Annotated in this window: 13 protein-coding genes and 1 riboswitch; of the genes, 8 read left to right on the forward strand and 5 right to left on the reverse strand. The window is 76.9% G+C overall.

The window, feature by feature from the left end:
* Positions 1 to 100 precede the first annotated feature (100 nt).
* Both E1O70_RS09950 and E1O70_RS09955 read left to right on the forward strand, forming a co-directional pair.
* The gene (locus E1O70_RS09950) at positions 101 to 1837 is read left to right on the forward strand and encodes a PspC domain-containing protein (protein WP_128957545.1); all 1737 of its coding nucleotides are present in this window, start codon (positions 101 to 103) and stop codon (positions 1835 to 1837) included.
* On the forward strand, positions 1837 to 2547 hold the full coding sequence (locus E1O70_RS09955; RefSeq protein WP_134724196.1) for a hypothetical protein: 711 nt from the start codon (positions 1837 to 1839) through the stop codon (positions 2545 to 2547). The genes E1O70_RS09950 and E1O70_RS09955 overlap by 1 nt, the downstream gene beginning before the upstream one ends.
* A gap of 147 nt (positions 2548 to 2694) precedes the next feature.
* Here the strand turns inward: E1O70_RS09955 and E1O70_RS20665 are convergent, their stop codons facing one another.
* Positions 2695 to 3501, reverse strand: a complete 807-nt coding sequence (locus E1O70_RS20665) for a hypothetical protein (protein ID WP_306303330.1) — start codon at positions 3499 to 3501, stop codon at positions 2695 to 2697.
* 207 nt (positions 3502 to 3708) lie between these two features.
* On the opposite strand from E1O70_RS20665, the gene E1O70_RS09965 reads away from it, so the two are divergent.
* The gene (locus E1O70_RS09965) at positions 3709 to 4869 is read left to right on the forward strand and encodes a glycosyltransferase family 4 protein (protein WP_061268662.1); all 1161 of its coding nucleotides are present in this window, start codon (positions 3709 to 3711) and stop codon (positions 4867 to 4869) included.
* A 4-nt stretch (positions 4870 to 4873) separates the two neighbouring features.
* Here E1O70_RS09965 and guaA read toward each other — a convergent pair whose 3' ends face one another.
* Both guaA and thiE read right to left on the reverse strand, forming a co-directional pair.
* Positions 4874 to 6487 (reverse strand): glutamine-hydrolyzing GMP synthase, encoded by a 1614-nt coding sequence (guaA, locus tag E1O70_RS09970; protein WP_061268633.1) that lies wholly within the window; start codon positions 6485 to 6487, stop codon positions 4874 to 4876.
* Positions 6488 to 6529: 42 nt separating this feature from the next.
* The gene (gene thiE / locus E1O70_RS09975; protein WP_061268634.1) at positions 6530 to 7243 is read right to left on the reverse strand and encodes a thiamine phosphate synthase; all 714 of its coding nucleotides are present in this window, start codon (positions 7241 to 7243) and stop codon (positions 6530 to 6532) included.
* 44 nt (positions 7244 to 7287) lie between these two features.
* A riboswitch (TPP riboswitch) is annotated at positions 7288 to 7390 on the forward strand.
* Here thiE and thiO point away from each other — a divergent pair.
* From thiO to E1O70_RS09990, 3 genes are all read left to right on the forward strand, one after another.
* Positions 7380 to 8654, forward strand: a complete 1275-nt coding sequence (gene thiO, locus E1O70_RS09980) for a glycine oxidase ThiO (RefSeq protein ID WP_082774666.1) — start codon at positions 7380 to 7382, stop codon at positions 8652 to 8654. (Overlaps the previous riboswitch by 11 nt.)
* A 5-nt stretch (positions 8655 to 8659) precedes the next feature.
* Entirely contained in the window at positions 8660 to 8893 is a 234-nt protein-coding gene (thiS, locus tag E1O70_RS09985) for a sulfur carrier protein ThiS (RefSeq protein ID WP_061268635.1), read from the forward strand.
* A gap of 9 nt (positions 8894 to 8902) precedes the next feature.
* Positions 8903 to 9745, forward strand: coding sequence for a thiazole synthase (locus E1O70_RS09990; RefSeq protein ID WP_061268636.1), 843 nt, complete (start codon positions 8903 to 8905; stop codon positions 9743 to 9745).
* 97 nt (positions 9746 to 9842) lie between these two features.
* Here E1O70_RS09990 and E1O70_RS09995 read toward each other — a convergent pair whose 3' ends face one another.
* Positions 9843 to 11159, reverse strand: coding sequence for a ThiF family adenylyltransferase (locus E1O70_RS09995; protein ID WP_061268637.1), 1317 nt, complete (start codon positions 11157 to 11159; stop codon positions 9843 to 9845).
* Positions 11156 to 11602, reverse strand: a complete 447-nt coding sequence (locus tag E1O70_RS10000) for a DUF3817 domain-containing protein (protein WP_082774667.1) — start codon at positions 11600 to 11602, stop codon at positions 11156 to 11158. The genes E1O70_RS09995 and E1O70_RS10000 overlap by 4 nt, the downstream gene beginning before the upstream one ends.
* Positions 11603 to 11723: 121 nt before the next feature.
* Here E1O70_RS10000 and E1O70_RS10005 point away from each other — a divergent pair, with 121 nt between their 5' ends.
* On the forward strand, positions 11724 to 13520 hold the full coding sequence (locus E1O70_RS10005) for an ABC transporter ATP-binding protein (protein WP_061268638.1): 1797 nt from the start codon (positions 11724 to 11726) through the stop codon (positions 13518 to 13520).
* Positions 13517 to 15250, forward strand: a complete 1734-nt coding sequence (locus E1O70_RS10010) for an ABC transporter ATP-binding protein (RefSeq protein ID WP_061268639.1) — start codon at positions 13517 to 13519, stop codon at positions 15248 to 15250. The genes E1O70_RS10005 and E1O70_RS10010 overlap by 4 nt, the downstream gene beginning before the upstream one ends.
* The last annotated feature ends 1 nt before the right edge of the window (position 15251 follow it).

The following is a 15251-nucleotide window of genomic DNA, read 5'->3' on the forward strand; positions in this document are numbered from 1 at the left end:
CCCCGGGCGGGGAAACCAGGGTCGGGCCCCGGACGGTTCAGGGTCGGGTCAGGGTGGCACCCGATACCGGCGGCGCGCCCCGCGCACCAGCATGGTGGTCATGAGCACTCCCGACCTCCCCGGACCCGGCGCCCAGCCCGGGAGCTCCGGCGGCGACACCGAGACACCCGGCGCGCAGCCGGGCACCGTCCCCCCGGGGCCGAGCGACCCCGACCACGGCGGCGGACCGGGCTGGACCGGCCCCGCCGGCCAGTCCCCGGGTGCACCGGGCGCGGCGCCGGGCGAGCCGCCCCGGCGTCCGAGCGGCGCCGACGGCTTCTTCGACGCGGTGCGCCGTGTCGGCATCTACCGCTCGGACGACCGCTGGATCGGCGGCGTCGCGTCCGGCGTGGCGGAGCGGTTCGGGATCGACCCGCTGGTCGTGCGCGGCCTGCTGTTCGTGACGTTCTTCCTCTCCGGCGCCGGGCTCGTCCTGTACGGCGCGGCGTGGGCGCTGCTGCCCGAGCGTCGCGACGGCCGCATCCACCTCCAGGAGGCGTTCCGCGGCAACGTCGACGTCGCGCTGCTCGGCGCCGCGGCGTTCGTCGTGGTCGGGTTCTCGTGGGGCGGCGGCTGGTGGTCGTGGTGGGACGCGCTCCACCTGGGCTGGCTGACCGGCCTGTTCTGGGTCGCGGCCTTCGTCACCGTGGCGGTCGTCGCGGTCTCGGCGCTCACGCAGCGCGGTCCCCGCGGTGGCCAGGGCACGCCTCCGCAGGCTCCGCCGTGGCCGGGCGGTCCGGGCCACGGCCTGGGGGGTCCGGGTCACGGCCCGGGTGCCGGTCCGGCGCAGGGCCCGTACGCCCCGGGCCACGGCCCGACGGCGACCCCCGGCGCCCCCGCGGGCGGCGCACCCTCGGACGCCCCGTGGGGCAGCCCCGGCCCGACGTACCCGGGCGGCCCGACGACGTCCGGCACCCCCGGCGGGTCGCCCGTGGGCGGTGCGCCGACGGGAACGCAGGACGACGCGGTCTGGTCGGCGGAGGCGAGCCCGTACGCCGCCCCCGCGCCCGGCGTGACCGCGCCCCTCCCCCCGCACGCGCCGTACGCCCCGTCCCCGCAGGGCGGCGCACCGCAGCCGCCGCTCCCTCCGCAGGCCGCGCGGGCCCCGCGCCCGCCGAAGCCCCCGCGCCCGCGCGGCCCGGGGGCGACGACGACCGGCGTCGTCGTCGGGCTGAGCCTCCTCCTGGGGGCGCTGCTCCTCGTGCTCGACCGCCAGGGCGCGCTGCCCTGGCCGGTGTTCCTGACCTGGGCGGGCCTCAGCGGGATCCTCGCGGGCCTCGCGATCGTGGTCAGCGGGCTCCGGGGCCGGACGAGCGGCGGCCTCGGCTGGCTCGCGGTGGTCCTGCTCGTCATCGCGCTCCCCGCCTCGGCGTGGCGCACGACCCCGTTCACCGTGTTCGTCGACGACTCCGTGCGGACCGTCACCGACGGCACGCACCGCATCACCGACCCCGAGGTCGCCGAGCAGGGGTTCGGCGTGTCGTTCGGCGACCCGCGCATCGACCTGTCCGACCTGGACCTGTCCGACGCGACCGCCGGCTCGCCCGTCGAGGTCCCCGTCCGGCTCGGCGCGGGCGACGCGACGGTCGTCGTGCCGGACGGCGTCCCCGTCCGCGCCGAGGTCCAGGTGCTCGCGGGCAACGCGCGCTGGCACGTGGACGGCGACCGTCAGGAGATCGGCGGGGTCAGCACGCAGCCGGTGACGTTCGACAACGACGAGGTCCAGGCGGGCGACGACCCGCTGCTCGTGCTGCAGGTCGAGGTCGGCGCCGGTCAGGTCACGATCGAGGAGGACTGATGAACGACGAGAACCGCCGCGACGACGACACGCGGCCGCTCGGGGACGAGCTGTTCGACCCCGCCCCCGCGCAGGGCCCCGAGCCGGCTCAGCAGCAGGAACGCCGGGAGGCGTCCGGGACGGACGCGACGGTCCCGCTCCCCGCCGTGACGCCCGCGGCTGACGCCCGCGCGACGACCCCGCTCCCCGCCGTGACGCCCGCGGCTGACGCCCGCGCGACGACCCCGCTCCCGGCCGCGGCACCGTCCACCGACACCGGGGCCACGACGCCGCTGCCCGCCATGCCGCCGGCCGACCCGCTGTCGGTCGACGGACCGTCCGCCGACGCGCCGCCCGTGGGTGCCCCGCCGTCCGGGGCACCACCCGTCGGGGCGCCGTCCGTCGGTGCGCCGTCCGTCGGTGCGCCGCTCTACGGCGCGGCCCCGACGACGTCGGGCGCCGCCCCGTCGCCCACGGGCGGGGCGCCCGGCGCGGGCGGAGGGCCCGGCGCGGGCGGGGTCGCGGACCCCGGCCCGCTCCCGCGCCGCGGCCCGCGCGTCGCGACGATCGTGTGGGGCTTCGTCATCGTCGCCTTCGCCGTCGTGGTGCTCGCGGCCGCGCTCGGTGCCCGGGTCGACCTGGGGCTCGCGACGATCGTCGTGCTCGCCGCGGCGGGGGTCACGCTCGTCGTCGGGTCGGTCGTCTCCGGGGCACGACGCCGCCGGGGCTGAGCCGCACCGGGACCTCCGGGTACGCCGAGGGCCGTGGCACGTCGTGCCACGGCCCTCGGTGTGCCCGAGCGACGCCGCCCCGCACGCTCTCCCCGGTGCGACCCGGTGGGAGCGGGTCCTCGGCGCCCGGACGGGCTGCCGGGACGGTCAGGGGGTCGGCTCGTCGCCCCGCCGCGTCGGGCCGTCGGCCCGGTGCTCGGGCGTGGTCGGCCCGGTCGTCGTCGTGGGGGTGTCGGGCGACGCCGCGGGCGAGGAGCCCGGAGCGCTCGGCGTGCCCGTCCCGGCGGCACCGGTCGGCTCGACGGGCGTCGCGGTCGTGCCGGGAGCGGCCGCGCGGGCCTCGGCGCCGGGTGTCGAGAGCGCGGAGGGGCGGCCCGGGGTGGTCGGCTCGGGACGCACGGGAGGCGCCGTCGGCGACGGCTCGACGTGTCCCGGCGTGGCGTGCGCGGGCGCGGCGTGCCGACCGGCGTCCGACAGGTCGCCCGACGACGAGTAGCCGCCCGGGGTCTCGACGGCGACGCTCGGCCCGCCCGCGAGCCGGCGCAGCGCGATGCCGACGAGGATGAACAGGATGCCCAGCCCGATGACGAGCGCGCACACCCCGAACGCGACGACGGACGTGAACAGCGACGCGCGCAGGAACGAGGCGGTCATGACGGTCTGGCGCGTCGGGTCGTCCTGGTCGAGCTCGGCGTAGGTCTTGCCGTCGCTCGCCTCGAGCGCGTGCTTGTTGATGACCTCGGCCTGCGCGTACGCGGTGAGCGGCCCGTTGACGTGGCGCCCCGCGAGGAACGACGCGTCGTCGGAGACGGTGATCTCCTCGGCGGACAGCTGGTTCGACACGACGATCCATGTGCCGATGCCCGCGAGGAGAAGGATGATGCCCGCGATGATCGACACGAGGCCGATGCCCCGTGCCCCCTTCGTCGGTGTGACGGTGACGGTGCTCGACATGGCGCGTTCTCCCCTTCGTCAGGACCCACCTGCAGCCGCCCGCGCGAGACGGCCCGCGGGTGCGGGCCGGTCACGGGACGGTCGAACCACCCATACGGGGCCCACGGTAGCGACGGGAGACGCCCACCGCGCGGCGAACGCGCACCTCAGGGCGGGCGCGGCGACGACCGCGCGGTCCGCCGGGGCCGGGATGGGAGGATGCGGTCCGTGCGCATCACCCACCTGACCGACTGCTACCTGCCGCTGCTCGGCGGCATCGAGACCCAGGTCGCGCGGCTCGCGCTGCAGCAGGCGGCCGCCGGTCACGACGTCGCGGTCGTCTGCACGACGCCCGCGCGCCCCGGCGCGCACGGCGTGTCGACCGAGCGGGACGGCGACGTCACGGTGCACCGGCTCGCCGCGCGCGTCCCGGGCGGGTACCCCGTGCACCCGCGCGCGCCGCACCACGTGGCGCGGGTCCTGCGGACCGACCGGCCCGACGTCGTGCACCTGCACATGGGCGTGCTGACGCCCTCCACCCAGGCGTCGCTGCGGACGGTCGTGCGCGCGGGGCTGCCCGCGGTCCTCACCGTGCACAGCGTCTGGGGCGGCGCGGAGCGCGCGTTCGCCGGGCTCGACCGCGTGGTCCGCTGGTCCCGCTGGCCCGTGCTGTGGTCGGCCGTGAGCGAGCTGACCGCCGCTCCCCTGCGTCGGATCGTCGGCGACCACGGCGAGGTCGTGGTGCTGCACAACGGCCTCGACCTCGACGCGTGGCGCGTCCCGCGCACCGAGCGCGCCGACCGCATGGAGGGCTCGGCCGTCCACGTCGTGGCCGCGACGCGGTTCGCGCCCCGCAAGCGCGTGCTGCCGTTCCTCGAGGTCGTGCGCGACGCCGTCGCGCGCCTCCCCGAGGGGGCGCTGCACGTGACGCTCGCCGGGGACGGCCCCGAGCTGGCCGACGCGCGGCGCCTCGTCGCCGAGCACGGGCTGGGGTCGGTCGTGTCGCTCCCGGGGCGGCTCGACGCGACGGGCCTCCAGCGGCTCTACGCGCGCGCCGACGTGTTCGCCGCCCCCGCCGTCGAGGAGGCGTTCGGCATCGCCGCGCTCGAGGGCCAGGCCGCGGGGCTGGCCGTGCTCACGCGCTCGCAGTCGGGCGTGGCGGAGCGCCTCACCGACGGCGTCGACGCGCTCGTGGCCGACGACGACGCCGGCCTCGCCGACGCGCTCGTGCGCCTCGCGACCGAGGACGGCCTGCTCGACCGGATCGTCGCCCACAACCGGGACGTGCCGTCGTCGGCAGGCTGGCCGCGCGTGCTCGCCGACGTGGAGCGTGCATACGAACGGGCCGCGACGATCGCCGTGGATCGTCGGGCCCGCCCGTCCCGCTAGGGGGTCACTCCCACTCGATGGTGCCCGGGGGCTTGCTCGTCACGTCGAGCACGACGCGGTTGACCTCGGAGACCTCGTTGGTGATGCGCGTCGAGATGACGGACAGCACGTCGTAGGGCAGGCGCGTCCAGTCGGCCGTCATCGCGTCCTCGGACGAGACGGGGCGCAGCACGATCGGGTGGCCGTAGGTGCGGCCGTCGCCCTGGACGCCGACCGAGCGGACGTCGGCGAGCAGCACGACCGGGCACTGCCAGATCTCCTGGTCGAGGCCGGCCTTCGTGAGCTCCTCGCGCGCGATCGCGTCGGCGGCGCGCAGCGTCTCGAGGCGGTCCGCCGTGACCTCGCCGACGATGCGGATGCCCAGCCCGGGGCCCGGGAACGGCTGCCGCGCGACGATCTCCTCGGGCACGCCGAGCTCGCGGCCGACCGCGCGGACCTCGTCCTTGAACAGGGTGCGCAGCGGCTCGACGAGCGAGAACTGCAGGTCGTCGGGCAGGCCGCCCACGTTGTGGTGGCTCTTGATGTTCGCCGCGCCCTCGCCGCCGCCGGACTCGACGACGTCCGGGTAGAGCGTGCCCTGCACGAGGAACTTCACCTCGGCGCCGTGCTCGCCCGCGTCCTCGACGATCTGGCGCGCCGCGTCCTCGAACACGCGGATGAACTCGCGACCGATGATCTTCCGCTTGGTCTCCGGGTCGCTGTGCCCGGCGAGCGCGGTGAGGAACCGCTCCTTCTCGTCGCGGATCACGAGGTTGACGCCCGTCGCCGCGACGAAGTCGCGCTCGATCTGCTCGACCTCGCCCGCGCGCATCAGCCCGTGGTCGACGTGCACGCACGTGAGCTGGTCACCCACCGCGCGCTGCACGAGCGCCGCGGCGACGGCGGAGTCCACGCCGCCCGAGAGGGCGCAGATGACGCGCGCGTCGCCGACCTGGGCGCGGATCGCCGCGACCTGGTCCGCGATGACGTTGCCGGGCGTCCAGTCCGGGGCGAGACCCGCGCCGTCGTACAGGAAGTGCTCCAGCACCGTCTGGCCGTGCGCGGAGTGCTTGACCTCCGGGTGCCACTGCACGCCGTAGAGGCGACGCTCGCGGTCCTCGAACGCGGCGACCGGCGAGCCCGACGACGTCGCGAGGACCTCGAAGCCCTCGGGCGCGCGGTGCACGGCGTCGCCGTGGCTCATCCACGTGGTCTGGTTCTGCGGCGTGCCGTCGAGCAGCACGCCCGCGGCGCACACCTCGACCTCGGTGCCGCCGTACTCGCGCAGGCCCGTCTGGGCGACCTCGCCGCCGAGGGCCTTCGCCATGGCCTGGAAGCCGTAGCAGATGCCCATGACGGGCACGCCGGCCTCGAACAGCGCCGGGTCGACGAACGGGGCACCCGTGGCGTACACGGACGAGGGACCGCCCGAGAGGATGATCGCGGCCGGGTCCTTGGCGAGCATCTGCTCGACCGTGAAGGTGTGCGGCACGATCTCGGAGTAGACCTTGGCCTCGCGCACGCGGCGCGCGATGAGCTGCGCGTACTGGGCGCCGAAGTCGACGACGAGCACGGGCCGCGGGGTCGAGGCCACCTCGGCGGTGGTGGGGGTGTCGGGAGCGGTGGCGGGTGACGTCACCCGTCCAGGATAGTCGCCGTGCGGCGGGGCTCGTCCCGCGTCTCAGGCGTCGGTGCGCACCTCGGCGCGCGCCGCGACGCGCTCGCGCAGGGCGCGGGCGGCCGCCTCCGGGTCGCTCGCCGCCGTGATCGCGCGCACCACCACGATCCGGGTCGCGCCGGCGTCGAGGACCGCGTCGAGCCGGTCCGCGTCGATCCCGCCGATCGCGAACCACGGCGTCGCGGGCCGGGTCGCCGCGACGTCGCGCAGCAGGTCCAGGCCGACGGCGGCCCGCCCCGGCTTCGTCGGGGTCGCCCACAGCGGGCCCACGCAGAAGTAGTCCACCGCCGGGTCGGCCTCCGCCGCGGCCGCCTGCGCGGCCGAGTGCGTGGACCGGCCGAGCACGGGCCCCGCGCCGAGCAGCGCCCGCACGGCCGGGACCGGCAGGTCGCCCTGGCCCATGTGCACGACCGGCGCGCCCGTGACCGACGCCACGTCCGCCCGGTCGTTCACGGCCCACAGCGCGCCGTGCTCCGTCGCGACGCGCGCGACGAGCTCCTGGAGCTCGAGCTCGCGCGCGACGTCGAGCGTCTTGTCGCGGAGCTGCACGACGTCCACCCCGCCCGCGAGCGCCGCCCGCAGGAAGTCCTCGAGGTCGCCGCGCTCCTCGCGCGCGTCCGTGCAGAGGTAGAGCCGCGCGTCGGCGAGCCGGGCGCGTGCGGCGTCCGCCGCCGACGGGGCGGGAGTGGCCGGGGTGGTGGAGGTCTCGGAGCTCACCCGCGGGAGCCTAACCTCGGCGGGCCCACGGCAGGAGGTACTGTGGCCGACAGCACGGGAGCCCCGCACGGGGCTGAGAGGGCGTCGCCGCCGACCGTCGAACCTGATCTGGGTCATGCCAGCGAAGGGAGCGCACATGAGCCTGTCCGTCCACCCGTCCGCGGGTGGCTCCGTCGTGCCCGACGGCGCGCGTGACGTCGTCGTCGTGGGGGGCGGGATCGTGGGTCTCGCCGTCGCGTGGCGCGCGGCGCGCGCGGGCCTGACCGTCACGGTGCTCGACCCGGCGCCGGGCGCGGGCGCGACGCATGCCGCCGCGGGGATGCTGGCGCCGGTGACCGAGGCCGACTTCGGGGAGGAGGCCGCCCTGCGGCTCCACCTCGCGGCCGCCGCGGCGTGGCCGGCGTTCGCCGCGGACCTGCGCGCGGCGACGGGGGCGGACGTCGGGCTGCGGACCGCCGGGACGCTCACCCTCGCCTACGACGCGGACGACCTCGCGCTGCTCCGCCGCGTCCTCGCGCTGCACGCCGCACACGGTCTCGCGTCGCACGAGCTCACCGTCGCCGACGCGCGCCGCCGCGAGCCGTACCTGGGCCCGCGCGTCGCCGGGGCGGCGTGGGCCCCCGCGGACCACGCGGTCGACCCGCGCGCGACGCACGCCGCGCTGCTCTCGGCGGTCGGCGGGCGCGACGCCGCGGGTGCGGGCTCGGCCACCGGGGCGCGCGTCGTCCGCGCGTCCGCGACCCGGCTCGCGCTCGATGCCGGGCGCGTGGTCGGCGTGCACGACGACGCCGGCCGGCTCCACCGCGCGGGTGCGGTCGTCGTCGCGGCGGGCTGGCAGTCGGGCGCCCTCCTCGCGGACGTGCCGGGCGTCGTCGTGCCCACGCGCCCGGTGAAGGGTCAGACGCTGCGGCTCGACGCCGGCCCGGACCTCGCGCTGGAGCACGTCGTGCGCGGGCTCGTGCAGGGCCGGCCGGTGTACGTCGTGCCGCGCGACGCCGAGCCGGCGGGGCCGCGCGCGGGTCACCGGGAGGTCGTCGTCGGGGCCACCACCGAGGAGAACCCGGACGACCGCCGCGCCACCGCCGGCGGGGTCTTCGCGCTCCTGCGGGACGCGCGCGCCCTCCTGCCGGGGATCGACGAGGCCGCGCTGGTCGAGGTGACGCCGCGGGGGCGCCCCGCGACCCCGGACAACCTCCCGCTCGTCGGGCCGACGGACGTCCCGGGGCTGCACCTCGCGACGGGCCACGGCCGCAACGGCATCCTGCTCGCCCCGCTCACGGCCGACGCCGTCGTCGCCGGGCTCGGCGGGCTCCCCGCGCTCGGCGGGACCGAGCACGGCGACGACGTCGCGACCGCCCTCGCCACCGCCCGCACCGACCGCTTCGCCCGCACCGCCACGACACCGAGGTGAGACCCGTGACCGCACCCGCACCCACCGCGCTCGTCAACGGCGAGCCGTACCCGCTCGACGGCGACGTCGACCTGGAGCGGCTCGTCGCCGCGCTCGTCCCCGCCTACGTCGCCGACGGCACGCCGCAGGGCGTCGCGGTGGCCGTCGGGGACGCCGTCGTGCCGCGCGGCGCCTGGGCGACGACCGTCGTCGTGCCCGGGGACCGCATCGAGATCGTCACCGCCGTCCAGGGCGGCTGAGGAGGACCCATGACCACGACCGACGTCTCCCCCGCCACCGCGAGCGGCCCGGCCGGCGCCGACGACCCGCTCGTCGTCGCCGGCACGCCCGTCGGGTCGCGCCTCGTCATGGGCACCGGCGGGGCCGCGAACCTGCTCACGCTCGAGGACGCGCTCGTCGCGTCGGGCACCGCCCTGACGACCGTCGCGATGCGACGCGTCGCCGTCCGCGCCGGCGGGGACGCGAGCCCCGACGCCGGGATCTGGGCGCTGCTCGCCCGCCTCGGCATCCGCGCGCTGCCCAACACCGCCGGGTGCTTCTCCGTGCGGGAGGCCGTCCTCACCGCGCACCTCGCGCGCGAGGCGTGCGGCACCGAGTGGGTCAAGCTCGAGGTGATCGCAGACGACGTGACCCTCCTGCCCGACCCGGTCGGCCTCGTCGAGGCGGCCGACCAGCTCGTGCGCGACGGGTTCGTCGTGCTGCCCTATACGAACGACGACCCGATCCTCGCGCGCCGGCTGGAGGACGTCGGCTGCGCCGCCGTCATGCCCCTCGGGGCACCCATCGGCACGGGGCTCGGCATCCTCAACCCGCGCAACATCGAGGCGATCGCCGCCGCGGCCCGGGTGCCCGTCATCCTCGACGCGGGGATCGGCACGGCGTCCGACGCCACGCTCGCCATGGAGCTCGGCTGCGACGGCGTGCTCCTCGCGACGGCCGTCACGCGCGCCGCCGACCCGGTCCGCATGGCCCGCGCGATGCGCCTCGCCGTCGAGTCGGGCCGGCTCGCCGCGGGCGCCGGGCGCATCCCCCGCCGCGAGGGCGCCCTGGCGAGCTCGTCCCCGCAGGGCCGCCTGGACCTGGCCCTCTGACCTCGTCCACCAGGCCGTCCCGGCGGGCCGAGCAGGCCATCCCGGCTCGTCCGTCGACCAGGACGCGCCACGACCACCTGGTCGACGTGCAGGGGGGCTAGAGGGTGGGGGTCTTCAGGGCGTCGAGGAGGGCCTGGACGCCGCCGACGACGGAGCGGGCGTCGAGGCCCGCGGCGCGGGCGGCATCGGCGACGCGGGCCGACCGGCCGCCGACCGCGCACACCACGAGCACCGGGCGGTCGGCGGGCAGGTCCGCGAGCGCCGCGGCGGCACCGGGGTCCTGCGTGCCGCCGAGGAACGCGCCGCTCGGGACGAGCGTCGACCCGGGGAGCGGGCGCACCTGCGCCTCCCAGTCCTCGCGGACGTCGAGCAGGAAGGGTGCGGCGTCGTCGGCCCGCAGCAGGGCGGCCGCGTCAGGGGCGGACACGTCGCGCGGCGCGGGCCCCGCTGCCCCGGTCGGCCCCGCCCCGGCACCGGGCGTCGCCACGGCCTGCGCCGCGGGCCGGAGCCCGCAGAACGCGGCGTAGGCGTCGTCGCCCGGCAGGAGCGCGGTGACGGGCTCGCGCGTCGGGTCGGCGCGCACGGTGAGCTGGCGCCACGAGAGGTCGAGGGCGTCGTAGACGGCGAGGCGGCCCAGCAGCGTGGTGCCGGCGCCGGTGACGAGCTTGATCGCCTCGGTCGCCATGACGGAGCCGACGGTGCCGCACATCGCGCCGAACACGCCGCCGGTCGCGCAGTCGGGTGCCGCGCCCGGGGGCGGCGGGACGGGGAACACGTCGCGGTAGGTGACCCCGCGCGGGCCCTGCTCCCCCGACCCCGCCGCGGGATCGGGACCCGCGGCGTCCGGGTGCGGGGCGTCGTCGGGCACGGCGAACCGGGGCGCGGCCCAGAAGACGCTGACCTGTCCCTGGAAGCGGTAGATCGAGCCCCAGACGACGGGCAGGCCGAGGACCTCGGCCGCGTCGGAGACGAGGTAGCGGGTCGGGAAGTTGTCGGCGCCGTCGAGCACGACGTCGTAGCCGCGCAGCACGTCGAGCGCGTTGTCCGCGTCGAGCCGCAGCGCGTGCTCGACGACCTGGACGTGCGGGTTGACGTCCGCGATGCTCTCGCGCGCGGAGTCGACCTTGCGACGTCCGACGTCCGACCCGCCGTGGATGACCTGGCGCTGGAGGTTGGACGTGTCGACGGCGTCGTCGTCGACGATGCCGATCGTGCCGACGCCCGCGGCGGCGAGGTAGAGCAGCGCGGGGCTGCCGAGGCCGCCCGCGCCGACGACGAGCACGCGCGCGGCCGCGAGCCGCCGCTGGCCCTCGGTACCGACGCCCGGCAGCGCGAGGTGGCGCGCGTAGCGCTCGAGCTCCGGCGTCGAGAGCTCGGGACCGGGCGCGACGAGGGGCGCGAGCGGCGTGGTCATGCCGCGTACTGCTCCTCCAGCGCGACGAGCTTCGCGTCGGCCTCGGCGTGCACCTTCTTCTCGAGGATGAACGACATGACCGGGACGACGCCGGCGAACACCATCGTCGTGAGGCGGCCCCAGCCCCAACGCATCTTGGTCCACAGGTCGAGCACGGTGACGAGGTACACGACGTAGATCCAGCCGTGCGCGAAGGGGATCCAGGACACGTACCGCATGACCCCGTCGACGTCGACGAACTGGCCCACGCCGTACTTGACGAGCATCTCGACGCACAGGATCAGCAGCATCACACCGGTGATGATCGCGAGGACCCGGTAGCGCGCGAGCGCGCCGCGCGCCTTGCCGATCGCGGTGCGCGCGGCCTCCGCGCTGGGGGCCGCCGCGTCGGCGGGGGCGACGACGGGCGCGTCGGTGGGGGTGGCCGGGTCCTGCGTGGTCATGGGAGAGGTCCTCGTTCCGGGCGAGACGGCCGCGGCGGTCTCCGCCGCGTGCGGTGGCGTGACGCGGTCGCCGCGTTAAACCGTCGCCGCGTGTCGGACGCCGAACCTAGGGTAGAACACCGTGCGACCCCTCCCCCTCCCCGACCCGGGGACCCCCGACCTGCGCGGACCGTCCCGCTACCTCCTCTGGATCGCCCGGCGCCAGTGGACGGTGCTCACGGTGTCCGTGCTGCTCGGCCTCGTGAACTTCGCGTGCCAGGCGTTCCAGCCGTACATGCTCGGCCGCGCGCTCGACGAGGGGCTCACCGCCGGGTTCGGTGCCGAGCTGTGGCGCTGGGCGGGCCTCCTGCTCGCGCTGGGCCTGGGCATCGTCGTCACGGGCGTGACGCAGCACCGGTTCGACATCGCGAACTGGCTGCGCTCGGCGCTCACGACGTCGCAGCTCGTGGGCGACGTCACGGCCCGCTCGGGCGACGCGATCACCGAGGAGCTCCCGACGGGCGAGGTCGTGTCCACCGTCGCGAGCGACGCGATGCGCGTCGGCCAGCTCTTCTCGATGATGGGCCAGTTCCTCGGCGCGCTCGGCGCGTACGTCGTCGTGGCGGTCATCATGCTCTCGACGTCGCTCCAGCTCGGGCTCGTCGTCGTGCTGGGTCTGCCGGTCGTCGCCGCGGTGCTCGCGCTGCTCGTCAAACCGCTCCAGCAGCGCCAGGCCGCGCAGCGCGAGGCGCAGGGCCGCCTGACGACGCTCGGCGCGGACACCGTCTCGGGCCTGCGCATCCTGCGCGGGATCGGCGGCGAGGGCGTGTTCGTGGGCCGCTACGCGCGGCAGTCGCAGAAGGTCCGCGAGGCCGGCGTGAAGGTCGCGCACACCCAGGCCACGCTCGACGCGCTCCAGGTGCTCCTGCCCGGCCTGCTCGTCGTGCTCGTCGTCTACCTCGGCGCGACGGCGGCCCTGCGCGGCGAGATCACGCCCGGGCAGCTCGTCGCGTTCTACGGGTACGCGGCGTTCCTCGGCTGGCCGCTGCAGGTCGCGACGCAGATGCTCAACATCGCGACGCGCGCCCACGTCGCCGCGCGCAAGATCGTGCGCGTCCTCGCGGTCGAACCGGCCGCGGGCGCGACCCCGGCCACCGCGCCCATGCCGCCCGAGGGCAGCCCCCTGGTCGACGAGACGAGCGGCCTGGTGCTCGAGCCGGGGCGCGTCGTCGCGCTCGTCTCGGCGGACCCGGACGCGTCGGCGGCCGTCGCGACCCGGCTGGGTCGGTTCGACGACGCCGCGGAGGCGGCCACGCCCGTGCGGCTCGGCGGGACGCCGCTCGCCGCGCTCGACAAGCACGCGCTCCGGCGCCGCGTCGTCGTCGCCGAGGCGACGCCCCAGCTCTTCTCGGGCGCGCTGCGCGACGAGCTCGACGCGCGCGGCACCGCGACGGAGGCCGAGGTGCTCGCCGCGGTGAGCACGGCCGACGCGCACGACGTGCTCGACTCCGTGCCCGACGGCCTCGCGGGCGAGCTGCCCGAGAAGGGGCGGTCGCTCTCGGGCGGCCAGCGCCAGCGCGTCGCGCTCGCCCGGGCGCTCCTCACGGACCCGGAGATCCTCGTCCTCGTCGAGCCGACGAGCGCCGTCGACGCGCACACCGAGGCGCGGATCGCCGCGAGCCTCGCGCAGGCCCGCCGCGGGCGCACGACCCTCGTCGTCACGGCGTCGCCGCTCGTGCTCGAGCACGTCGACGAGGTGCTGCTCCTCGAGGACGGCCGGGTCACGGCGCGCGGCACGCACCGCGACCTCGTCGACCGCGCCCACTCCCCCGCGACCGCACCGGACGACGACGCGGCCCGGTACCTGCGCGTCGTCGGGCGCTCGCTCGACGACACCCCCGCCCTCGCCCGCACCGCACCCGAAGGAGGCCAGGCATGAGGCTCCCCGTCGCCGACGGCCCCGCCGTCCGCGCCGCCGCCGGTCGCCTGTTCGCCCGGCACCGCGGCACGTTCGTGCTCATCGCCGTCCTCCACACCCTGGCCGCGGTCGCGGGTCTCGTGGGGCCGTGGCTCCTCGGCCGGCTCGTCGACGCCGTCACGGAGGGCACCACGTCGTCGTACGTGACGACCGTCGTCGCCGTGGGCGCGGGCGCGGTCCTCGCGCAGGCCGTCCTGCGCCGGTACGCGCAGCGCCTGTCCATGGTGTTCGGCGAGACGGTGTTCGCCGAGCTGCGCGAGGACCTCGTCGAGACGGTGACGTCGCTGCCGCTGTCCACGGTCGAGCGCGCGGGCACGGGCGACCTCGTGGCACGCACGACGAACGACATCGACCGCATCCAGCACGCCGTGCGGTTCGGCGTGCCGCAGCTCCTCGTCGCGGTCGTCACGCTCGTGCTCACGGCCGTGGCAGCCGTCGTGGTCGCACCCCTCGTCGCGCTCGCGCTGTTCGTGGGCGTGCCGCTGCTCGTCGTCGTGTCGCGGTGGTACCTCAAGCGCGCGTCGGCCGGCTACCAGCGCGAGGCCGCCGCCTACGCGACGCTCAACGGCACCATCACCGAGAGCGTCGAGGGCGCGCGCACGGTCGACGCGCTCTCGCTCACCGAGCGCCGCCAGGCGCGCGTGCGCGCCGACCTCACCGAGGCGTTCGAGGCGGAGCGGTACACCCTCGGGCTGCGCACCGTGCTGTTCCCGGGCATCGACCTGGCCATCGCGATCGCGCCCGTCGCGGCGCTCGTGTGGGGCGCGTGGCTGCTCTCGCAGGGCCAGACGACGCTCGGCGCCGTGGCCACGGTGACGACCTACGCGTTCCAGCTCGCCGGGCCGGTGTGGAACCTCATCTTCTGGCTCGACGAGATCCAGGTGGCCGCGGCGTCGTACGCGCGCATCGTCGGCGTCGCGCAGGTGCCCGGCGACCGCACCCCGACGGGCGACGTGCCCGACGGCGACCGCCTCGTCGCGCGCGACGTCGAGTACGCCTACCGCGAGGGCCACCCCGTGCTGCACGGCGTCTCGCTCGACCTCGAGCCGGGCGAGCGGCTCGCCGTCGTCGGGCCGTCGGGCGCGGGCAAGTCGACCCTCGGACGCATGCTCGCGGGCATCCACCCTCCGACGGCGGGCTCCGTCCGCTCCGGCGGCGTGCGGCTCGTCGACCTGCCGCTCGAGGACCTGCGGCGCGAGGTCGCGCTCGTCACGCAGGAGCACCACGTGTTCGTCGGCACGCTCGCGGACAACCTGCGCCTCGCGAAGGTCGACGCGGAGGAGGCCGAGCTGCTCGACGCGCTCGACGCCGTCGACGCGCGTGGGTGGGCCGAGTCGCTGCCCGAGGGCCTCGCGACGACCGTGGGGTCGGGCGGGCACGTGCTCACCCCGGCGCAGGCGCAGCAGCTCGCGCTCGCGCGCCTCGTGCTGCTCGACCCGCACACGCTCGTGCTCGACGAGGCGACGTCGCTCCTCGACCCCCGGGCGGCTCGCCACCTCGAGCGCTCGCTCGACGCCGTGCTGGCCGGCCGGACGGTCGTCGCGATCGCACACCGCCTGCACACCGCGCACGACGCCGACCGCGTCGCCGTGGTCGACGGCGGCCGCATCAGCGAGATCGGCCCGCACGACGAGCTCGTCGCCGCGGGCGGCGACTACGCGCGGCTGTGGCACTCCTGGCAGCAGGAGTAGC

It is taken from the genome of Cellulosimicrobium funkei (assembly GCF_004519295.1).
In the GTDB taxonomy this organism is placed as follows: domain Bacteria; phylum Actinomycetota; class Actinomycetes; order Actinomycetales; family Cellulomonadaceae; genus Cellulosimicrobium; species Cellulosimicrobium funkei.